Genomic DNA, 21,526 nt, shown 5'->3' with positions numbered 1-21,526 from the left:
ATGGTGAGGAATGACACAATCATTGTGCCAACGATTGAACCGGCACGGTCTCTTCTGATGGTCGTGCCTGAGCCAAAATTGGCTACATCTGGGCCATGAGCCGGGATTCAGCCGGATGCCGCCGCGTTGCGACGAGCGGCATCTTGACCGACTGGCGGGCTTGGCGTTGTGCTTACCCAAGCTGCCTCGACAATGACTTTTTAATGCTTCTGGCAAACTCTTCGCCAAGATCCTCCCTGACCAGAGCCAAGGCCACCTGCATACCGTCACTTACCCCGCACGACGAGTAAAGGTTGCCATCCTTCACATACCGTTGATTGCTCATGACGTGGACCAAGGGATACTCGGCGGAGAGCCGTTGCGCATCGCGCCAATGCGTGGTCAACGCGCGATGGTCGGCAAGGCCGGAGCGCGCGACTAAAAAAGCGCCATTGGACACCGACGCGAGCCTTCGCACGCTGCGTCCGGCATCGCTAAGCCAGTCCACCAGTTCGCGATGCTCACGCCCCGGGCTGATGACCGGCGAACCTGGCACGACGACAATGTCGAATGAAGTGTCCAGATCCAGCAGGGATTCCGTCGTGCCTACCGCTACGCCATTCGAGCACAGGACCGGTCCCGGCAACGGCCCCACGAGATGCTGCTCGTAAAGCGTTGCGCCGCATAGACGGTTCGCTTCGTGGAAAACGTCCATCGGCCCTGTCACTTCGAGCAACCGGAATCCTGCGTACAGCATCATCGCAACATGCATGCGCCGTTGCTCCTCAAATTCACTGCATACGAGCGCCCCGCATCAACGATGTGCGCGACGTTTGAAGAGGCGGCCGTGGCCGCATCCATGGAAACTCAAGTCTAATCAGCCGACATGGGAGAGGAAACACGTGGATGTCGCCATGACGGGCCAATCAACGTGAGATTTGGGCCAACGGCGCCGCTGCGATAACGTCATACGTTTAGTTGCGCTGCGTCGAGAAAGCTAATGTCCGTCGCGCACCGCTCCAGTCCAGTTTTATTACCCACACGCAAAAGACTCTTACCGGTTAGCCCATCACCGTTTTCGGGCTATTGCGGTAACCTCGCGTATCGCTCGTGAATACAGGTTGGTCGGCTTGGGTCCAGTCGTTTGGGTGAAGCCAATCAAATCGCCGGTATCGGAAACGGGCTTACCCACTCCAAGAAGGTCACGGCATGAAAGTCGCCATTGTCATGTTCGATGGTGTGCAGGCGCTCGATGTTGCGGGCCCCCTCGACGTGTTCGCTGAAGCAAACACGATGCTTCCCGAGCATCAAAAATATAAAGTCTCCCTTGTAGGACTTCGGGCCGGCACCGTGACCTGCTCGAACGGGATGGGTCTTTCCGTTCCGTTCGGGTATGCGGATCTCGATACGCAATGGGACCTGATCCTGGTCGCAGGCGGCCCACAGTTGCCCGATGATCATCAATCAACTGACTTTCTGACGTGGCTGCAAAATCAGGCTAAAGGCGCGACCCGGTTCGGCTCGGTTTGCAATGGGGCATTCGTGCTTGCGCATGCGGGACTGCTTGACGGCAAGGAAGTGACAACCCACTGGGCGAACGCGGACCGCCTCGCCCGCGAATTTCCGCAGGCACGTGTGCAGCCCGACAAGATCTTCGTTCGTGATGGACGCCTCTTTACCTCGGCAGGCGTGACGGCTGGCATCGATCTGTGCCTGTCGCTCGTTGCCGAAGACTGGGGACACGAATTGGCGGTGCATGTTGCAAAGCGTCTTGTGGTCTACATCCAGCGGGAAGGCGGCCAGTCGCAGTACAGCCCGTATGTTGGGTCAGGGAAGGAAGAAGATCCGGTTATCCGCAAAGTGCATCGCTATGTGACCGAGCATATAACCGATGCACTATCGATCGAACAGCTGGCGGGCGCGGTAGCAGTGAGCCGACGGACCTTCTCCAGATTATTTGCGAAGTATGCAAAGGTGACGCCGTCTGTGTTTGTTGAGCAGGTTCGCGTCGATAGCGCGAGGAAGCTGCTCGAAGACACGGATGCACCGCTGAAGACCGTGGCATTTAAATGCGGTTTCCGCAGTGCCACGCATATGCGCACGACTTTCTCGCGACGGCTGGACGTAACACCCAAACAATACCGCCAACGATTCCGCGGCGAGGCAGGCAAAGAGTCATGGGCGGGGAACAGCGCCGGCAAGCAAGTCTCTTTTCAAGGGCTGGGTGGTCTGTCGGCCGGAGTGGGGGCTTGACGGCCTTACTCCGTTCCCGTGCAAGGGGGTTGCTATGAGTGAGGTCGTTTTCCCACCGTCCCTTCCCGATCTGCTTGAACCGGGCTTGTCGCTGATATTCTGCGGAATCAATCCCGGTTTGCGCGCGGCAGCGACAGGTCATCACTTCGAGGGCAGAGGCAACCGGTTCTGGCGAGTCATGCATCTGGCGGGCTTTACTCCCGAACAGATTCGTCCCGAAGACGACCGCACGGTGCTTCAGTACGGCTGCGGTCTCACCACGGTCGTTCCACGAGCCACAGCGCAGGCCGCGGAACTGTCGCGCTCGGAGATTGAACTGGCCGGGGATGATTTCCGGCGGAAGATCGAGCACTACTCACCACGGAACATTGCCTTCCTTGGAAAGATGGCGCTCTCGGCAATCTCGGGCACGAGCAATATCGATTGGGGTTTGCAAACCGAACCGTTCGGCGGCGCACGCGCGTGGGTCTTGCCCAATCCAAGCGGACTGAACCGGGCCTTCGATCTCGCTTCGCTGGTGACCGCCTATCGGGAAGTTCGCATTGCAGTAGCGTCCACGCCCTGAAGGTGCGCATTCTTGCGTAGCGTCTCGGTAACGAATTCGACGAAAGCGCGAATCTTGCCGCTCGTGCTTCGCCGCTCCACATGCAGCAGGCTCACCGGGACCGACTCGGGCTCGAATGAGGTGAGGATGGCCTGAAGCCTGCCATCGTCTACCTCAGGCGCGGCCTGATACGACAGAAACTGCGTTATCCCCACACCGTCGACAGCGGCGAGAACGGCAGCGGGACCCAGGTCGACAATCATCCGAGGCCGAAGCCTGACCGGCAACCTCGCACCGTTCTCGTTGAACACCCACTCGAGCGGCGGCGAGACCCCCGTGAAGGACACACAGTGGTGACTGGCCAGATCCCTGGGGTGAAGGGGTTCCCCATGCTCGGCGAGATACGACGGAGCCGCGTAGGTCCGACGCCGCACGAAACCCAATGGAATCGCGAATGTGGAAGAGTCGCCAAGGTGGCCGACACGGATGGCGATATCCACCCCTTCCTCCAGAAGCCGCGTGGTTCGATCGGCATACACCGCATTGATGCTGACGTCCGGGTAACGCAGCGCGAACGCGTTGACCAGCGGCGCAACATATCGCTGGCCAAACAAGACCGGTGCGGAAATGGTCAACGTACCGACGGGATTGAGTTGATCCGCCGCAATGTTCGCTTCCGCGTCCGTGATGGCGTCCAACACCGTCCTGCAGGCTTCGAGGTAGGTCATGCCTGCATCGGTCGGACGAACCGATCGAGTCGTCCGGGCAAGAAGCGGTGTGCCAAGGCGCGCTTCCAGAGAACTGACCGCCCGTGAAACGGCGGCGGATGACATGCCAACTTTGTCGGCCGCGGCAGTAAAGCTGCCTCGGTCGACGATGGCTACAAAAATCTCCATCTCACGCAATTTGTCCATTTCGTTTCCCCGGGTCCCCGCGTTCATATGTCGTGATTTTATGCGTTGTGATCCGCATGGTCACGATTCGCGCCATGGGGTCCCTCAAAGAAAAACGTTAAATAGCCAGGGCTCAACTCTTTCGACATGGCGAGAGATGGCTATTTATCTTTTGTTCGTATCAGGGGAGTTTGCCTTATCGGCTTGCAAAGGACTCTTTCAGACCGTGATGGGTATCAGGAGATCGGGGAACCGGTTGGCAAGATTCATCCACTCTTTGGCCTAATACCTGACTAGCTTGGACGCCTGTGGACGGGCCTATCTCCGACAATTACAGCACGTTGTAAAGCCCAACCAACCCGAGAGAGGCGCCCATGTTTACCGCAATGCTTGAAGTCCACCCCATCCCTGAACAGTTCGATGCCTATCTCGGCATGGCCAAGATGCTGCGTCCTGAACTCGAGAAAATCGACGGGTTTATCGACAACAATCGCTATGCAAGTCTTACACGTGACGGCTGGCTTCTTTCGCTGTCGAGCTGGCGCGACGAGAAGTCGCTCATCCGCTGGCGTAGCCAGGAGACCCACCACAAGATCATGCAAGCTGCGCGTGACCGGGTGTTTTCCGACTATCGCTTGCGCATTGGCCAGACCGTCAGCGACACCCACCTGCCCGCCGGGCAGGTGTTGCGTGAGCAGCGCCTGGACGTCACCGAGACGGGTCAAGGTTCAACCGTGTCCCTCCATGATGGGGAATTTTCGGCGGAGTGGGTCAAGGAGGCAGGCGCCGCAGCAGTGGCGTCAGCACTTGGCGTGGATACCAGCGCGCCTGGCCTCGTTTCCTGGGACGTCTTCGATCACCTGGTGACACCGGGGGTCGTGATCGCGGTCGTGACGTGGCGCGACCATGCGGCATTTGAAGCGTTCGAACGCGATGCGGCGAGCTCGGAGCGCTCGCGCCTGCGCAATATCCGCATTATCCGGGAGTACGGCATGTTCGATCGCCGGGAAGCACCGCAATACTTTAAAGAGGTGCAAGCGAAGGCATAAAGCGGTCGCGTTGCGTTATAGGTGTGGGAGGTTCTTCGTTTGCCGTGTGACCTCCCACTGAAACTATTTAGATACCCTATCTAACCAGAATAACAACGGGAGTTCCATGAGTACAGGCAACTCTTTGATCGGTGAAACGGAAACGCCGACCGTCGCACAGCTGCCGGCATCCGTTTCAGTGCCAGGGACAAAGGCTCCTGCGCAGCCGACGCCCACACAATCCGCGCTTTCGCTTCGTCTTGCGGTTGGCCTCGTCGGGATGTTGCTTGCGTCTCTCCTGGCCATTCTCAACGAACAGGTCACCGCAGTGTCGCTGGCGGACATTCAGGGTGCATTCTCAATTGGGCATGACGATGGAACCTGGCTGACCGCTTTGTTCGAAGCGGCTAACGTGGCGACGATGGTGTTTGCCCCATGGTTCGGGATCACGTTCACGCTCAAGCGGTTCACGATCGGCGCCGTGATCGCGACGATGCTCTTCGGCATCCTTTGCCCCTTCGCACCGAACCTGCTTACGCTCTACGTGTTGCGCGTCTTGCAGGGGATTGCCGGTGGATGTCTTCCCCCCATGCTGATCATTGTGGCGTTGCGTTATCTTCCGCCCAAAGTGAAGCTATACGGGCTCGCAGGCTACGCGCTCACAGCAACCTTTGGGCCGGCGCTCGGTACACCCCTCGCCGCTTTGTGGACCGAGTATGTCGGTTGGCAAATGGCCTTCTGGCAAATCGTGCCACTTGGTATTGCATGCTGTGTGGCGATCCAGCAGGGACTTCCGCCCGATCCGCTGAAACTCGAACGACTCAAGGCATTCAACTGGACCGGGTTTCTGACAGGATTTCCGGCTGTCGCCATGCTCGTGACGGGCCTTCTGCAAGGGGACCGTCTCGACTGGCTCAATTCCGATTTCATTCGCTTGATGTTTATTGGCGGGACGCTCCTGCTAGCGACATTCCTCGCCAACGAGTGGTTTCACCCGCTGCCCTTTTTCAAGTTGCAGTTGCTGTCACGCAGAAACTTTACGCACGGACTGATGACACTCGTGGGCGCGGTCATTCTGCTGGTTGGCGTGGCGGCCATACCCGGCCAATATCTCGCCAGGGTTCACGGCTACCGGCCGCTGCAGACTGCGCCTTTGTCGTTGCTGGTGGCAATCCCTCTGTTGATCGCGCTGCCTTTGACGGCTGCTCTGTTGAACCTGCGACGCGTCGACCACCGGTGGGTCATGGCGATTGGATTGTGCCTCATGACCAGCACGTGCCTGATGGGCAGCTTCATCACGTCCGAGTGGATCCGCAACAACTTCTACTGGCTTCAGTCCATACAGATCGTCGCGCAGCCGATGGTGATCCTGGGAATCCTGATGGGCGTGACGACGGGCCTGGCCCCGACAGACGGTCCGTTTGCTTCAGCGATGTTCAACTCGATCAAAACATTTTCCGCGGCCTTGGCGACGGGTCTTATCGAAGGCTTGGGTACCGATCGCGAACGTCTTCATTCGAACACGCTCGTGGACCACTTGGGCAATCACGCGCTGGTGACGAGCCAAAGCATCAACGCGGCTCATGGTCTCGGCGAACTTGCACACCGGATCCACGAGCAGGCTGTGGTGCTGACCTCGGCTGATCTTTATTGCGTCATGGCAGGTGTTGCCATCGCCGTTCTCTTCCTCGTGCCAGTGTTGCCCGTGCGTATTTATCCGCCGTGGTGCACCCCGGCTCCTCTTCCCACCAAGGGACGGTAATCATGTCATCCGCTACTCAATCTCCCCTCAAGATTATTCGTGTTGCCGCTTTGGTTGTCGCAGTCGGTGTTGGCGCATTGGCATGCTCGGGCCTGTTAAGCCACTCGAATAGCGAATCCACGAACGATGCCTATGTGGAGGCCGATTTCACCCTCGTGGCGCCGCGGGTCGCCGGCCAGATATCCGACGTATTCGTCGATGACAACCAATCCGTCAAAGCCGGGCAATTGCTGGTGCGGATTGATGACCGGGACTTCAAGGCTGCATTGATGAGTGCGGAAGCGGACGTCACTGCGGCAAGGGCGTCGGTTGCGAACTACGATGCCGAGATCGCGCGGCAGCCCTCGCTCGTCGAGCAGGCGCGCGCGACGCTTAAGTCCGACGATGCGTCGATCCAGTTTGCACGAGCGAACGCCGCGCGGTATCAGAATCTCTCGGACGCCGGTGCAGGAACGGCTCAGGAGCAACAGCACGCGTCCAGCACGCTTGCCGAGCTGCTCGCGCAGCAGGCCCGCAACCAGGCCGCGCTGGCATCGACCGAGCAGAACCTGGGCGTATTGAACACCCAGCGCGATAAGGCAGCCGGCGCGCAGGCACGCGCCGAGGCGGCGCTCGAGCAGGCAAAGCTCAACCTGTCTTACACGGAAATTCACGCGCCGGTCGACGGCAAGGTCGGGCGACGTTCTGCGCGAGTTGGCGCATTCGTGACGCCCGGTGCGCCGGTTCTCGCGATCGTGCCGCTTTCCGATGCCTATATCGTCGCGAACTTTCAGGAAAACCAGATCACCCGCATGCGGCCGGGCGAAAGCGTGCGGATCAAGGTCGACAGCTTTCCTGGCACGGTGATTCACGGCCGCGTCGATAGTCTCGCTCCGGCAACCGGCGTGAGCTTTGCGCCTATCGCGCCCGACAATGCGACGGGCAACTTCACGAAGGTCGTCCAGCGCGTACCCGTCAAGATCACCATTGACCGCGGTCAGGAAGCGGCGTCTGCGTTGAGCGTGGGGCTGTCTGTGGAAACAGAGGTGGCTGTCGGTCAGCATGGCGACAAGCCGGCCGAAGGGGGAGATGCAAAATGAACGCGAAAGACTTTTCCCTCAGCACCTTAGTGTTGGAGATATTGGCGTGCCTTGTGATAGCAGGCTGCACCGTGGGGCCGAATTTCGAAGCGCCAACAACTTCCGCGCCGCCGCAAGTCTTTGATCGTACCCAAGCTGCGCAAGCGCCCAGCAAAGCCGTCGAAGCCGGCTTCAATACAGAGTGGTGGACACTGTTTAACGACCCCACGTTGAACTCGCTTGAACAGCAACTCGCCGATGCGAACCTCGACGTGGCCGCGGCGTCGGCGCGCCTTCGGCAAAGCCGGGCCGAACAGCGCGTGGCCGGCGCGGCGGAATATCCCACGCTGGACGGCGCTGCGTCGTACGACCGCGAGCGCGGAAGTCCGAACGGCATCCTGTCGTTGCTCGGGGTCAGCCCAACCGAAACCCAGTCGCAATCCGCTTCGGGCGCCACGCCGCTTGGCGTGGCGCCGTTGCCGGGCTCCAAGGGTTCGCCGGCTTACAACCTCTATCAAGCAGGCTTCGATGCATCCTGGGAACTCGATATCTGGGGCCGGAATCGACGCGGTGTCGAAGCCGCATCCGCCCTGGCCGATGCTTCTTACGAAGACCGGAACGCGGTCTTGTTGTCTGCCCGTGCGGAACTTGCGCGAGACTATATCGAGTTACGCGACACACAGTCGTTGCTTCGGATAGCGAATCAAAACCTTGAGCTTGCCCGCAATACCACGAAGCTCACGCAGGTACGGGTGCATGAAGGCGTGACGACGGATCTGGATGTGGCCAACGCATCCGCGCAGGCGGAGTCAATCGAAAGCCTGCTTCCGACGCTCGAATCGCGATGCGAGACCACGATCAACGCGATTGGCGTATTGCTCGCCGAGGAGCCGGGCGCGCTTAAGCAAACACTCGACGAAGCGCTCGACGTGCCCGAGTTGCCTGCACAGGTGCCTATCGGCTTTCCGTCGGAGTTGGTGCAGCGCAGGCCCGATATAAGGCGAGCGGAAGCGCAGTTGCACGCGGCCACGGCGTCGATCGGCATGGCGAAAGCAGACTTTTATCCGCGCATTTCGCTGAACGGCAGCGCGGGTTTCCAGACGCTTCAGCTCTCGAGCCTCGCGAACTGGGCGTCGGGACAGTTTGTTGTCGGACCGTCCATTACCATGCCGATCTTCGAAGGCGGACGCCTCAAGGGGACACTGCACCTGCGCGAGGCGCAACAACAGGAGGCCGCGATCGTCTACAAACACACGGTACTCGACGCCTGGCGCGAGGTGGACGATGCACTTGTTGTCTACGATGCCGAGCAGCGGCGCCGCGATCGGCTGACGGAGGTGGTTGCGCTGAACCAGCGCGCACTGTCGGTCGCGCAGCAGCGCTATAAGGCCGGGGCGGTTGACTATATCGACGTGCTGAACGTGCAGAAGCAATTGCTCGACGGCCAGAGCAACCTCGAACAAAGCAAGGCGACCGCTGCTGCGAATCTCATCACTCTGTGCAAGGCGCTCGGCGGCGGCTGGGAATCGACTTACGCCTCGCGTTAACGAGGCACTGAATGCAGTGCTTTCGTGGGGTTCGCTGGCAAGCCGCGGTCCCCTCTTCAATACGATCGCATCCGGGTTGACGAAGCCGGATGTCATCGCCTAGCATCCGGATTAGCGGTGCAGGCCGCTTCCGGGTCCGCGGAAAGGGTTGAACCCACCTGTAAGCAGCGCGTCAGAAATCACACCATCCTTTGTGCTGGCGGTATTGCGGACCTTCGGCCATCAAACGCACGAGGATCCGTCATGAAAAAGCTGCCCCTCAAGGCCAATCTCGACCATCTGAAGAAGCAGGCGAAGGAGTTGTTGCGTCTCTACCGCAACGGCGACGCAACAGCGATTGCCCGCTTCGCCCATCACCTTCCCGCCGCCGCGCACCGCTCAGAGAGTGAAATCACAACGCTTGAATTTCGCCTCCACGATGCACATTCCTGTATCGCGCGCGAGTATGGCTTTTCCTCCTGGGCGGATCTCGCCCTCTATGTTGAGACAAGCGCCTTCGCGCATCAGGATCTCGCGGGGCTGAAGCGGCGCTGGCTTGGAATAGTCTATGGCGGCGATGTTACCGGCACCTATGACGCGGCACGGCCACGCGTCGCGGTCCAGCTTCTGCAGGAACATCCCGACCTTCTCGCAACGGACGCTTACGCCTCCTGCGCGGCTGGCCAGCTCGACGTGGTGTCTCGGACAATCACAGCCGATCCCGATTGGACCCACCGCGCGGGGGGAATGCTAAACCTCCCGCCGCTTGTCGCGGTGACCCACTCGCGCCTGGGACAACTGCCGGAGTTCATTGGACGGCTACGCGAATGTGCGCAGCATCTCCTTCAGGCCGGTGCCGATCCCAACCAACATATTGGTAACCGCTTTCCACCGGCGTCTCTTGCAGCCCCCGACGAAACGGGTCCACTGTCCGCCCTTTACGGTGCGGCTGGCGTTATCCGCGATCCGGCGCTCACGGAAATGCTTCTGAAAGCCGGCGCCAATCCTGATGACGGTGAATCGCTCTATCACTCGCTGGAAAACCTCGACTGCACCCGTCTGTTGCTTCGATACGGCGCGCGCGTCGCCGGCACGAATGCGTTGCGGCGAGCGCTCGACATGCCCGACCCGGCAGCGCTCGAACTGCTGCTGGCTCATGGCGGCGACGCTAACGAACCGGCCGGAGAAGGACCCACGAAAACCTGGGGGGCTCCGCTACTGCGCGCGATTGCGGTGAGCAGATCGCCTCGCCATATCGCCGCATTGCTTGCGGCCGGTGCCGATCCCACGGCGCAGACGGCCGCGGGTGTCAGTGCTTATCGGTTGGCGGCGCAGGTCGGTCTGACGGAGGTCGTGCAGCTCTTGCGCACCTACGGGGTGGCCGAAAATCTAAGCGCGGAAGATGATTTCGTGGCGGCCTGTGCCCGCGCTGACGCGATCGAGGCGCGCCGCATTCAGGCACGGCATCCTGAACTGCCAGGCTCGCTGCCGGAAGACCGCTTTCGGTTGCTGCCCGACGCCGCAGCATGGGGATCCAGCGCGGCGGTCAAGGTCATGGTCGAACTCGGCTGGCCAGTAGCCGTGCGTGGCGGAGACTGGGACGCGTCAGCGCTGAACCACGCGGTATTTCGTGGCGACGCGGAGCTCACGGACTTTCTGCTCGCTAGCGGAGCCAGCTGGCGTGAGATACAAGGCTTCGGAGACGACGTGCTCGGCACACTGTCCTGGGCCTCGGTCAACGAGCCGACAGTGCCCGTGAACCCCGACTGGATCGGCTGCGCCCGCGCGCTCATGGCTCACGGACTTCCCAACGTAGAGCGGGATCCATCAAACCTGGAACGGCTACTCATCGAAGGTCGGCCCAGACGGTTCTCCGAGGGAGTAACGGAGGTTTTGCTGGAACGTGGAGGCGCAAGCCCTGAATCGAGCTGACCTGTGTCGTTGCTTGGCTTTTGAATGCGAAGTTACGGACTGGGATCGCCAAGACTGGCTGCACGCAATCGATCGAAATCCAGAATGGCGATTTCCCCGGACTTCAGGCTCACTATCCGTTGATTTTCGAGGTTCCTGAGCAACTGGTTCGTGGTTTGCCGCGACAACGACACCATTGAAGCGAGGCTGTCTTGCGACAGCCTTATTCTGTTCTGCGTGGCGTTGAGTCCGCCATACCCTCCGGCGATCACCAACAGCCGGCTCGCCACGCGCTGCGCCGCGGGCAACAGCGCAACCGCCTCGGTGTTTTCGAACAAAACCCGCAGTCTTTGCGCCATCAGCAGCGCAAAATCGCGCCAATAGCGGGGCGTGGAGTCAAGCAGGCTTCGCAGCGCGGACTCGGGCACGTGCAGCAAAAGCGTCCTGCTGACGGCAGTGGCATCGTTCGGACGCGGCAGCCCATCGAACAGCGAGATTTCCCCTATCCATGCAGTCGGTCCGAGCACCGCGAGCAGCGCCTCTTTCCCCTCCGCACCAACGGTGCCAATAGCAAGTGCCCCGCCGAGTACAGCGTACAGACCATCAGACAGTTCGTCGCGCCGATACAGGGATTGGCCCTTTTCCAGTGTGAGAAGGTTGGCATGACCGATCAGATAGTCCTGCAACTCGACAGGCAGGCCCCGGAACCACGAGGTCGTTTCGAGCTGTGACCGGTAGCGGTGCTGACTGGATTCCATTGGCATGTCGACTTGTCGTGTATCTGACAGATTTTAGGCAGGTTCGCGAACATCATGGGGACTCGCATCTGACCCGCTCGCTATGCCGCCGCGACCGAATGCGCGATTTCGCAGGGCGCTGTCCCGGGTTATTCCGTCGCTTGAATTATCGAACAAGTCATCGAACAAGGAGTGTCGACATGGTCTCATCTGATCTCAGTCTGAAAAACGACGTATCACCTGCCGAATGGGAAGCGCGAGTCAATCTCGCAGCCGCGTACCGTCTCACTGCGCTGTTCGGATGGGATGACCTGGTGTTTACCCACATCTCGGCGCGCGTGCCCGGTCCGGAGCACCATTTCCTGATCAACCCATACGGCATGATGTTCGAAGAAATCACCGCGTCGTCGCTGGTCAAGATCGACCTACATGGCCGCAAGGTTTCCGAGTCGCCGTACGACGTCAATCCAGCCGGCTTCACGATCCACAGCGCCGTGCATGCAGCACGCGAAGACGCTCATTGCGTGATGCACACTCACTCGGTCAACGGCGTTGCCGTGTCGGCGCAGGTGGCGGGGTTACTGCCGCTTTCGCAGCAGTCACTGGGTGTGCTGGCGTCGCTCAGTTATCACGATTACGAGGGCATCGCCCTCAACGAAGGCGAGAAGCCTCGTCTCGTTCAGGACCTTGGCAGCAACAATTATCTGATGCTGCGCAACCACGGCCTGTTGACGGTCGGCGCTACGGCTGCAGACGCCTTCGTCGCCATGTATTTCTTTGAAGCGTCCTGCATGATTCAGGTACGCGCCCAGTCGGGTGGTGGACAGCTGACAGACATCCCTCAGCCGATTCTCGCCGGTATCAAGGAGCAGATTCGCGCGGTGACGAGCGGCTCTCCGGGAAAGCTGGTGTGGCCTGGATTGCTGCGTCGGCTGGACCGCCGCAACCCTGGATATGCTGACTAGGGCTGAGCGAACGGCGTAAGCATCACGGACCGCGTTTGCCGATTCAACGCATCGCGGATGTGTGGGTGGGTTACTGAGAACCTGTATGGCAAAGATCTTTATCTACGGCGCCGGCTCGATTGGCTGCTATGTCGGCGGACGGCTTCTTGCGGGCGGCAACGACGTCACTTTCATCGGGCGGGCGCGCGTGGCCGACCAGTTGCGCCGCCAGGGCATCACGCTGTCGAGGCACGACGATAGCCGCTGGCATGTGCCGCCGGAGCACATCAACGTGTCGACGGACGCGGCCAGCGCCGCCGCAGCCGATCTCGTGCTCGTCACCGTGAAGTCTGCTGCGACACCCACGGCCGCGGCAGAACTGGCGGCTGTGCTTCGGCCCGGCGCGATCGTGGTGAGCTTCCAGAACGGCATTGGCAATGCAGACGTCCTGCGCGCCGCCCTGCCGCATCACATAGTGCTGGAGGGGATGGTGCCATTCAATGTTGTCGAACGCGGGCCTGGCGGATTCCACCAGGGTTCAGCGGGCGAACTGGAGATCCGGCATACGCCGGCCATGCAGCCGTTCATCGACGCGTTCAGGCAAGCGGGTCTGCCTTTGCACCAGCACGTCGACATGTTGCCGGTGCAGTGGGCGAAGCTGTTGCTCAATCTCAACAATGCCATCAACGCGCTGGCGAACCGGCCGTTGAAGGAGGAGCTCTCGCTACGCGCCTACCGGCGCTGCCTGGCCATGGCGCAGAAGGAAGCGCTCGCGCTGCTGAAGCGGGCTGGCATACGGCCAGCCAAAGTAACGCCGCTTCCCACCTCCTGGATACCGCACGTTCTCGGCGTACCCGATGCGTTGTTCGAACGGCTGGGCCGCACCATGCTGACGATCGATCCGCTCGCGCGTTCGTCGATGTCCGACGACCTGGCAATGGGGCGCGCGACCGAAATCGACTGGATCAACGGCGAGGTCGTGCGCCTCGCTCGGCGCCTTGGGCAAAGGGCACCGGTGAACGAACGGTTATGCGAGCTCGTTCGGGAAGCCGAGCGAAGCGAGGTGCGCCCTTCATGGTCGGGCGAAGCGCTGCTGGCCGAGCTACGGGCTGCAGCAAGCGCCTTATCGCCTGTGCACGCAAGGATCTGATCACCGCATAGATCGCCGTGGCAGGCATCACGATCGACACTCCTCGCTTCATCAGATGTCCAGACACGCGCGCAACGTCCGCGCGAGACGGCCTGCTTCATCCGCATCAGCAATGTTGGCGAAGCCCATCACGAGGCCGCGCCGCGTGCGCCGCGCGCGGCTATTCGCGTACCAGATCGAAAGCGGCAGCACCGCGAGCCCGGCCTCGCGGGCGCGCGAAGCGACGGCGACGTCGTCGACCGGACCATCAGGGCCTTCGGTGAACTGCACCGCGAACTGGATTCCGCCTGGCGGCAAGTCGACAATCAGTCTTTCGCCAAACGCCCGCTCGAGCGCATGCACGATCAGCATGCGCCGCTCGCCGTACAACGCACGCATCCGCTTCAGATGCCGCGCAAAATGCCCCTGCTCAATGAAATCCGCCACGGCCGCCTGCAATAGCGTCGGCGATCCGGCGTTCATGCTATGCGCCACCCGCCCGACGCGCTCGACGGCCCGCTCCGGCACCACCGCATACGCGAGCCTCAAACCGGGAAACAGCACCTTGCTGAATGTGCCGCAATAGATCACGCGATCGCGCCGGTCGAGGCTCTTCAAAGCAGGTAGTGGCCGGCCCAGATAACGGAACTCGCTGTCGTAGTCGTCCTCGATGATCCAGCTGGACGCTTTCTCGGCCCACTCCAGCAGCGCCACGCGTCTTGCGAGCGACAGCGTGTGCCCGAGCGGGCTCTGATGCGACGGCGTGACCACTGCGAAGCGCGCCTGGGCATCCAGCAGCATGCCTCGCTCCACGTCGATCCCCTCGCCGTCCACTGGCACCGGCACGAGCTGCACGCCAGTCTCTGCCAGAAAACCGCGCGCGAGCAGATAGCCGGGATCCTCGTACCACACGCGATCGTCCGGACAGGCAAGACTGCGCAACACGAGTTCGAGCGTCGCACGATAGCCGCCGGTGACGAACACCTGTTCCGGCCGGCAGGTCACGCCGCGCGACAGCCCCAGATAGGTGGCGATATGTTCCCGCAGCGGCCGGTAGCCAGCCGGATCCGGGTACGCGAACATTTCACGTTCGCCGCTGCGGGCGCGATGAGCAACGAGCCTGTTCCACACCTTGCCCGGAAACGCGTCGAGCGCGGGCATGCCTGGTTGCAACGGCCGCGGCGCGCCGCTCATAGCGACGGCTACGGCCAACTGGCGCAGCGCCGGTTGAGCGCCGCACGATTCGCCTGGCGTCTCCCGCGTGCCGGTTCCAGCAGTGCTCCGGCTGCCGCTCGCGTCCTCAACCCCTTGCGCACGCGGCAAGCGCATCACCGATGCCGGCAGCGACGGTGATACGACCGTGCCCGCCGCGCCGCGCATCTGCAGGTAGCCCTCGTCGACGAGGATCGTGTAGGCCAGCTCGACCGTGCCGCGCGCCGTGCTCAGCTGCGTGGCGAGGCTGCGCAGCGCGGGCACGCGCTCGCCGGGACGCAGATGCCCCGCGGCGATCGCGGTCCTGAAACGCTCGCAGATTTGCAGGTAGATCGGCAACTGCTGCCGCCGATCGATTTCGATGGTCAAAGCGGGGTTCAGCGCGGTCATGACGGTCTCGCGGGCAAGAGGAGCGGAACGACTTGGACTAGTCAGATCGACTGTTCTTGTCACTTTTCGATAGAACATGATTCTTCCACACTAGCCCCACGCGATGTAACGGCGGCGAACACTTTCACTCGATACAACAACCGCCGTTTGCCCCGCGCGTTCACTCACTATCATCTGGAGAATCTGTCATGAAGATCATCGTAATTGGAGGTTCCGGCCTGATCGGGTCGCGGGTCGTCACGCTGCTCAACGAAGCGGGTCATGAGGCGATCGCGGCGTCGCCGCGTAACGGCGTGAACACCGTTACCGGCGAAGGCCTGAGCAATGCGCTCGGCGACGCGGACGTCGTAGTGGATGCGACCAACGCGCCGTCATGGGAGCCGCAGGCCGTGCTCGACTTCTTCCGCACTTCGGCGCGCAACCTTGGCAAGGCCGAAGTGGCCGCAGGGGTGCGCCATCACGTTGCGCTATCAATCGTCGGATGCGACCGCACGCCAGAGAACGCGTATTTCGTTGCCAAGGTCGCGCAGGAAGATGTGATCGAAGCGGCGGGCGTGCCGTACACGATCGTGCGTGCGACCCAGTTCATGGAGTTCATTGGCGGTATCGCGGATTTCAGCACGGTGGACGGCACGGTGCGTATCGGCGAAGGACTGTTTCAGCCGATCGCCGTGGACGATGTCGCGGCGATCCTCGCGCAGACCGCGCTCGCCGCGCCGCTGAACGGCAGGGTCGACATCGCCGGACCGGACCGCGCGCCCTTTGCGGATATCGTCACGCGTTATCTGAAATCGGTCGGCGACGCGCGCCCGGTGGTGACGGATCGCGATGCGCAGTACTACGGCGGCCGTGTCGAAGAACAATCACTCGTGCCGCTCGGCGACGCGCGGATCGGCCGCGTCAGTCTCGACCAGTGGCTGGCGCAAGCTAAAAAGGGTTGATTGTGGGTTGATGTGAAACCCGAATCAACGCGTCTACATTTGCCTTGATCGCCGTCGAAGCCAAATAAAAATTTCGGAGTAAAGCATGAGCACGTCACAAAAGGTCGTCATCGTTACCGGCGCGTCGCAAGGCATTGGGGCCGAAGTTGTCAGAGCGTTTCGCAAGCTCGATTACCGCGTAGTGGCTACCTCACGTTCGATCAAGCCATCGGAAGATCCGAACATTCTCACGGTAGCGGGTGACATTGGGGACCCCACAACCGCCCGGCGTGTCATCTCTGAAGGTGTAGCGCGATTTGGCCGGATCGATACGCTGGTGAACAACGCCGGCATTTACATCGGCAAGCCTTTCACCGAACACACCGCGGAAGATTACGCCGCGGTGATGAATGTGAATATGGCGGGTTTCTATTACGTCACGCAACTCGCCATTGCCGAAATGGAAAGGCATTCGAGCGGCCACGTGGTTAGCGTGACCTCCAGCACCGCCGACAATGCGATCAGCGGCGGGTATTCGGTACTGGCCGCCCTGACGAAGGGTGGTCTGAACGCCGCCACGAAGTCGCTGGCGATTGAGTACGCAAGGAAAGGTATTCGCGTGAATGCCGTGGCGCCGGGGATCATCAAGACGCCGATGCACGCGCCAGAAACCCATGAAGCGCTGGGCGCTTTCCATCCGCTCGGGCGCATGGGCGAGATGAGCGATATAGCCGACGCAATTCTGTTCCTTGATTCCGCACCGTTCATCACGGGAGAAATCCTGCACGTTGACGGTGGCCAGAGCGCCGGTCGTTAAGATTCATCGGGCGCCGCAAACTGGTGCTCCCTCCCATTCCCACAGCAATTAAATCAAGGAAAAGCTGGATGCAGTTTCATGTAATAACGCTCAGACATCTTGCCAGCTAACATCGAAGTCGGGTAGAACGCTATAAGTCCCTCACCCAAGGAGATCGAACTGCCAACCATGAGTTCCATAGCATTCTTCTAAAAACCTCGATTAACCTTTCAACGACAGGTGAATACATGTACTTGAAAAATCTGGTGATTGTCCTGGCAGCAACGGCCCTGCTTTCTTCCGTTAGTTATGCGCAAACCGCGGCATCAGACTCGGCTACCAACGCCGCGGCATCAGATCAAGCGCCCTCGTCGAAAAAAGCCGATCGTGCAGCGAATCGGGCCCTCGCGAAGCGGATCAAGCAAACGCTCAACAAAACCAAAGGTCTGGAGAACACAGACATCGTAGTCTTCGCGATGACAAAGACGGGCCAGGTCACGCTGGCGGGATTCATCCAGAGTGAGGACCAGGATCAGATTGCCCAGGCTGCCGCCGGCAAGGTTCAAGGTGTCACCTCGGTGACGAGCAAGCTGACGCTGCAGGAAGAAGGTCGCTAAGCGGGCCAATAGCCAATACCCCGCCTGTCGTCCTCAACCACAACAGGCGGGTTCGTTCGCGGATTCCATGAAACTCCCCCGTGGCCGGGATCGGTGGCGCTGTCGGCCACCGATAGACCCGATGAACGTGTCTCCCAGGCGCGCGTGTGCCGATGATCTGACGACACGCGCACCCCTTACTGCTGCGGCAAAGCATAGGCAATGACATAGTCGCCGAGCTTTGTGCCGAACGAGCCATGGCCGCCCGCCGCGATCACGACGTACTGACGGCCGTTGATCGAATAGCTCATCGGTGTGGCCTGCCCCCCTGCGGGGAGGCGGCCCTGCCAGAGCTGCTTGCCATTGTTCACATCGAACGCGCGGATGTAGTTGTCCGCCGTCGCGCCAATGAACACGACACCGCCCGCAGTAACAATCGGACCGCCCAGCATCGGCATGCCCATCTTGAACGGCAGCGGAATCGGCGAACTGTCGCGCACAGTGCCAATGCGCTTCTTCCACACGATCTCATTGGTCTTGAGATCAATCGCCGATATGTAGCCCCACGCCGGTTGCTTGCACGGCAAGCCCAGCGGTGAGAGGAACGCGTTGATCGTCACCCCGTACGGCACGCCGTATTGCGGCTGGATGCCTGACTCCGTGCCGCTGCCCTTGGCGCCAGGGACCGGCTGCAACGGGTTACCCGGTCCGCGCGGAATCAGACGCGAGACGAACGGCAAGCCGATCGGGTTCGCAACCGCGATCTGGCGGTCGGTGTCGATGGCAAGACCGCCCCACTCAAACACGCCCAGGTTGCCCGGGAACACGAGCGTGCCCTGTAGCGACGGCGGCGTGAACGTGCCCTCGTAGCGCAGCTGGTGGAACATCACGCGGCACACAAGCTGGTCGAACATCGTCGCGCCCCACATGTCGGCGTCGGTCAGGTTCTTCGACGGACGATACGTGAGCTGTGAGAACGGCTGTGTCGGCGCAACGTGGTCGCCGGGCGCCGCGCCCTGCGGCACGGGAGTTTCAGGCGCCGGCACGACCGGCACGCCGGTGCGGCGGTCGAGCACGAACAGGTTGCCGGTCTTGGCCGGCGCGTACACGACCGGCACGGTCTGACCATCCTTGCCGGTGATGTCGGCGATCGTGGGCTGCGACGGCTGGTCCATGTCCCACAGATCGTGGTGCACGCTCTGGTAGAACCAGGCGAGCTTGCCGGTCGAGGCGTTGAGTGCGAGCAGCCCGGTGGCGTACTTCTCCATCTCCGGCGTGCGGTCGCCGCCCCAGATATCCGGCGTCTTCACACCCATCGGCAGATAGACAATGTCGAGCTTCGCGTCATAGGCGGCGGGTGCCCACGAGTTGGGCGAATTCCATGTGTAGTGTTCGCCCGGGCCCGGAATGTGATTCGGGTCCTTCGCGCCCGGATCGAACGCCCAGAGCAATTCGCCCGTGCGTACGTCGAAGCCGCGGATGACACCCGACGGCTCGCGGTTTGAGAAGTTGTCCTCCACTGCGCCCGCCACGACGATCACCTTGCTGGTGATGATCGACGGCGAGGTAGGCTCGTACATGCCCGGCGTTGTGATCGGTTGGGCATGTTGAAGGTCGAGGTCGCCCTTGTTGCCGAAGCCCTCGCAACGTTGGCCCGTCAGCGCGTCGAGCGCGTAGAGGTGGCCGTCGTTGACCGGCAGGTAGATGCGGCGCGTACAGGCGCTGTTGGCGGACGATGCCACCGTTGCTGCCGGGGCGGCGTCGCTCGCGGGCGCGGCCGTCGCGGCTGTTGCGGCTGTTGCTGCGCTTGCCGAGAGATCGACATACGACACACCGCGGCAAGTCACGTGCTGGAACGACGGATCGGCTTGCAGTTTCGGATCGAACTTCCACTTCTGCTCGCCCGTCTTTGCATCGAGCGCGAACAGGATCTGATGCGGCGAGCACAGGTAAAGCAGGTCGCCGATCTTGATCGGCGTGACTTCATTGGTGAGCTCGACCGGATCGTTCGGACCTTTCATGTCGCCCGTGCGGAAAGTCCAGGCCACCTGCAGGTTCTTCGCGTTTTCCGGCGTGATCTGCTGCAGCGGTGAATAGCGCGTGCCTTCCTGGGTGCGGCCATAGGCGGGCCAGTCGGCAGGATCGATGCCGTCGGGGTTCGCCACGGGCGCTCCGGCCGCAACGCTCAGCGCGCCGTTGATCGTTTGCGGATCGTTGAAGCCCGCATAGACCAGCACGCCCGCCCAGATCACGAGCGCGCCGATGAGCGACGTCACCCCGAGTTTGCGCGGCGCGTCGAGGCGCCAGCTCACCAGCAGCAACCACACGCCGAAGATGACGAGCACACCGGAGCGCGGCGCGAGCGCCCAGAAGTCGGGACCCGACTCCCACAGCGCCCAGATCGCCGTGCCGACGAGCACGAGCGCGTAGAGCACGAGTGCCGCCGGACTGCGGCGGTACAGCAGCCAGGACACGCCGAGCAGCACGACGCCGGTCACGACGTAATACGCCGATCCGCCGAGCGAGAGCAGCCATGCGCCGCCTATCAGCAGATAGAGGGCGGTTAGCGCGGTGAACAGCAGTGTGATGACGCCGATGAAACCCGGTGATGCCGATTGTCTGGACATGATGATCTCAACCTTCCTTGGAAGACGTTGCTCGCACCGCCTGTCGCGCGGTGCCCGCAGCACGGGCATACCTGGAATGCGGGGAAACTGGTCACGTCAGAACAAGTGCATCACTCCGACGTACGCGCCGGTCTGCGATTCGCCAGCAATCGGGCTCGTCGGCGAGCTCGAATCACGCGGCGTCGCGAACACCGAAAACGTGCCGTTCTTGCTGTTGTTCACGTACGCGACGGTGCCGTACAGGAACGTGCGCGCGCTCAGGTTGTAGGTGGTCCCGAGCGCATAGAGCATGGCGTGGCTGCCCGGATCATGCGAGACGTCGCCGCCGCCGTCGCCCACGCGAATGTAGAAGCCCGCCGCCGTCACGGCCCAATGGGTTGTGGCCTGATACGTGGCGCCTAGCCAGTAGTAGTCGGCGCTGTCGGCCACGCCCACGGGTGAATCCGGCGCCGCCAGGTGCGTGTAGGCGGCCTGGAACTTGAACTTCTGCACGGGCACGTTCGCGCCCACGAAGTACTCGCGCGAGGCCGTGAAGATGTTGGAGAGGCGGCCATTCGAATCGCGCAGCTCGTCGTAGATGCCACGCAGCTCGAAGAGCGTCGAGTGATAGCTCAGCATGATGCCGTCCGAGCGGCCAAACTGGCCTTCGGCGCCATTGTTGAAACCGTTCGTCTGGTTGCCGAACGCATACTGCCCCTGCACGTCGACGCCATGCCAGACGGGGCTGTGATATTCGACGTTGTTGCTGGTCTGCTGCCAGTTGCGCCCGCGCACGAGCGAGGCTGACGAGACCGCCTGCTGCACGAACGGATCGTATGCCCACACGCCGTCACTGTCGATGAAGAGATTGCGGCCCGCCTGCAACTGGCCCCACGTGTCATTCTTCAAACCGACGTACGCGCGGCGCGAGAACATCAGGCCGCCGCTTGTGGTGCCGTTCATGATCTGCAGCGCGGTTTCGAGGTCGAACAGCGCGCTGGTGCCGCCGCCCAGATCCTCGGTCCCCTTGAAGCCGAGCATGCTCGTGCCCCAGTCGCCCCCTTCAGCGTTCCAGCGGCTCAAGTTGCCCCCCGTGCCGTTGGAGATGTGATTGATGTATTCGATACCGCCGTCCATACGGCCATAGATCGTCACGCTCGACTGTGCCGATGCGGCCGTGCTGGCTGCGAGCAGTACGAGCGCGCTCAATTGATATTTCATGTTGTCTCCCAGGCGGATTAT

The 21,526-nt window shown here is 61.5% G+C and carries 18 protein-coding genes; 12 read left to right on the top strand and 6 right to left on the bottom strand.

Annotated elements, in window-relative coordinates; translation table 11 throughout:
• Window positions 1-172 precede the first annotated feature (172 nt).
• Window positions 173-751, bottom strand: coding sequence for an AraC family transcriptional regulator (locus FH08_RS0102040; protein ID WP_031356713.1), 579 nt, complete (start codon window positions 749-751; stop codon window positions 173-175).
• A 437-nt stretch (window positions 752-1,188) separates the two neighbouring features.
• Between FH08_RS0102040 and FH08_RS0102030 the strand changes: the two genes are divergently transcribed.
• Together FH08_RS0102030 and mug are read left to right on the top strand one after the other, a co-directional pair.
• On the top strand, window positions 1,189-2,232 hold the full coding sequence (locus tag FH08_RS0102030) for a GlxA family transcriptional regulator (RefSeq protein ID WP_051887646.1): 1,044 nt from the start codon (window positions 1,189-1,191) through the stop codon (window positions 2,230-2,232).
• Window positions 2,233-2,266: 34 nt separating this feature from the next.
• Window positions 2,267-2,797 carry a G/U mismatch-specific DNA glycosylase gene (gene mug, locus FH08_RS0102025; protein WP_031356711.1) on the top strand — a complete coding sequence of 177 codons (531 nt, stop codon included), beginning with the start codon at window positions 2,267-2,269 and terminating at the stop codon, window positions 2,795-2,797.
• Here mug and FH08_RS0102020 read toward each other — a convergent pair.
• Window positions 2,758-3,690 carry a LysR family transcriptional regulator gene (locus tag FH08_RS0102020; protein WP_031356710.1) on the bottom strand — a complete coding sequence of 311 codons (933 nt, stop codon included), beginning with the start codon at window positions 3,688-3,690 and terminating at the stop codon, window positions 2,758-2,760. The two genes, mug and FH08_RS0102020, sit on opposite strands and share 40 nt — an antisense overlap.
• A 353-nt stretch (window positions 3,691-4,043) precedes the next feature.
• Between FH08_RS0102020 and FH08_RS0102015 the strand changes: the two genes are divergently transcribed.
• The 5 genes from FH08_RS0102015 to FH08_RS0101995 all read left to right on the top strand — a co-directional run bounded on the left by FH08_RS0102015 (window position 4,044) and on the right by FH08_RS0101995 (window position 10,975).
• Window positions 4,044-4,718, top strand: a complete 675-nt coding sequence (locus FH08_RS0102015) for an antibiotic biosynthesis monooxygenase family protein (RefSeq protein ID WP_031356709.1) — start codon at window positions 4,044-4,046, stop codon at window positions 4,716-4,718.
• 106 nt (window positions 4,719-4,824) lie between these two features.
• Entirely contained in the window at window positions 4,825-6,459 is a 1,635-nt protein-coding gene (locus tag FH08_RS0102010) for an MFS transporter (protein ID WP_031356708.1), read from the top strand.
• Between the two features lie 2 nt (window positions 6,460-6,461).
• Window positions 6,462-7,538: an HlyD family secretion protein gene (locus FH08_RS0102005; RefSeq protein ID WP_031356707.1), complete on the top strand. Its 1,077-nt coding sequence runs from the start codon at window positions 6,462-6,464 to the stop codon at window positions 7,536-7,538.
• The gene (locus tag FH08_RS0102000) at window positions 7,535-9,064 is read left to right on the top strand and encodes an efflux transporter outer membrane subunit (protein WP_031356706.1); all 1,530 of its coding nucleotides are present in this window, start codon (window positions 7,535-7,537) and stop codon (window positions 9,062-9,064) included. The genes FH08_RS0102005 and FH08_RS0102000 overlap by 4 nt, the downstream gene beginning before the upstream one ends.
• A gap of 243 nt (window positions 9,065-9,307) precedes the next feature.
• Window positions 9,308-10,975 (top strand): ankyrin repeat domain-containing protein, encoded by a 1,668-nt coding sequence (locus tag FH08_RS0101995; RefSeq protein ID WP_031356705.1) that lies wholly within the window; start codon window positions 9,308-9,310, stop codon window positions 10,973-10,975.
• A 32-nt stretch (window positions 10,976-11,007) separates the two neighbouring features.
• On the opposite strand, the gene FH08_RS0101990 is transcribed toward FH08_RS0101995, so the two are convergent.
• Window positions 11,008-11,712: a Crp/Fnr family transcriptional regulator gene (locus FH08_RS0101990; RefSeq protein ID WP_031356704.1), complete on the bottom strand. Its 705-nt coding sequence runs from the start codon at window positions 11,710-11,712 to the stop codon at window positions 11,008-11,010.
• A gap of 179 nt (window positions 11,713-11,891) precedes the next feature.
• Here FH08_RS0101990 and FH08_RS0101985 point away from each other — a divergent pair, with 179 nt between their 5' ends.
• Window positions 11,892-12,656 carry a class II aldolase/adducin family protein gene (locus FH08_RS0101985; protein WP_031356703.1) on the top strand — a complete coding sequence of 255 codons (765 nt, stop codon included), beginning with the start codon at window positions 11,892-11,894 and terminating at the stop codon, window positions 12,654-12,656.
• Between the two features lie 85 nt (window positions 12,657-12,741).
• Window positions 12,742-13,785 carry a 2-dehydropantoate 2-reductase gene (locus FH08_RS0101980; RefSeq protein WP_031356702.1) on the top strand — a complete coding sequence of 348 codons (1,044 nt, stop codon included), beginning with the start codon at window positions 12,742-12,744 and terminating at the stop codon, window positions 13,783-13,785.
• A gap of 51 nt (window positions 13,786-13,836) precedes the next feature.
• Here FH08_RS0101980 and FH08_RS0101975 read toward each other — a convergent pair whose 3' ends face one another.
• The gene (locus tag FH08_RS0101975) at window positions 13,837-15,366 is read right to left on the bottom strand and encodes a PLP-dependent aminotransferase family protein (RefSeq protein WP_031356701.1); all 1,530 of its coding nucleotides are present in this window, start codon (window positions 15,364-15,366) and stop codon (window positions 13,837-13,839) included.
• Between the two features lie 188 nt (window positions 15,367-15,554).
• On the opposite strand from FH08_RS0101975, the gene FH08_RS0101970 reads away from it, so the two are divergent.
• The 3 genes from FH08_RS0101970 (at window position 15,555) to FH08_RS0101960 (ending at window position 17,699) form a co-directional block, all read left to right on the top strand.
• Window positions 15,555-16,307 (top strand): SDR family oxidoreductase, encoded by a 753-nt coding sequence (locus tag FH08_RS0101970; protein ID WP_031356700.1) that lies wholly within the window; start codon window positions 15,555-15,557, stop codon window positions 16,305-16,307.
• A gap of 85 nt (window positions 16,308-16,392) precedes the next feature.
• Entirely contained in the window at window positions 16,393-17,103 is a 711-nt protein-coding gene (locus tag FH08_RS0101965; RefSeq protein ID WP_031356699.1) for an SDR family NAD(P)-dependent oxidoreductase, read from the top strand.
• A gap of 227 nt (window positions 17,104-17,330) precedes the next feature.
• Window positions 17,331-17,699, top strand: a complete 369-nt coding sequence (locus FH08_RS0101960; protein ID WP_031356698.1) for a BON domain-containing protein — start codon at window positions 17,331-17,333, stop codon at window positions 17,697-17,699.
• Between the two features lie 176 nt (window positions 17,700-17,875).
• On the opposite strand, the gene FH08_RS0101955 is transcribed toward FH08_RS0101960, so the two are convergent.
• Both FH08_RS0101955 and FH08_RS0101950 read right to left on the bottom strand, forming a co-directional pair.
• Window positions 17,876-20,305, bottom strand: coding sequence for a glucose/quinate/shikimate family membrane-bound PQQ-dependent dehydrogenase (locus tag FH08_RS0101955; RefSeq protein ID WP_031356697.1), 2,430 nt, complete (start codon window positions 20,303-20,305; stop codon window positions 17,876-17,878).
• Window positions 20,306-20,401: 96 nt separating this feature from the next.
• Entirely contained in the window at window positions 20,402-21,505 is a 1,104-nt protein-coding gene (locus FH08_RS0101950) for a porin (RefSeq protein ID WP_031356696.1), read from the bottom strand.
• Between the last annotated feature and the right edge of the window lie 21 nt (window positions 21,506-21,526).

Origin of the sequence: Caballeronia sordidicola, from assembly GCF_000729995.1 — a bacterium.
GTDB classification, from domain to species: domain Bacteria; phylum Pseudomonadota; class Gammaproteobacteria; order Burkholderiales; family Burkholderiaceae; genus Caballeronia; species Caballeronia sordidicola_A.
Note: the sequence above shows the minus strand (reverse complement) of the source record. Positions and strands in the feature narration are given on the sequence as shown.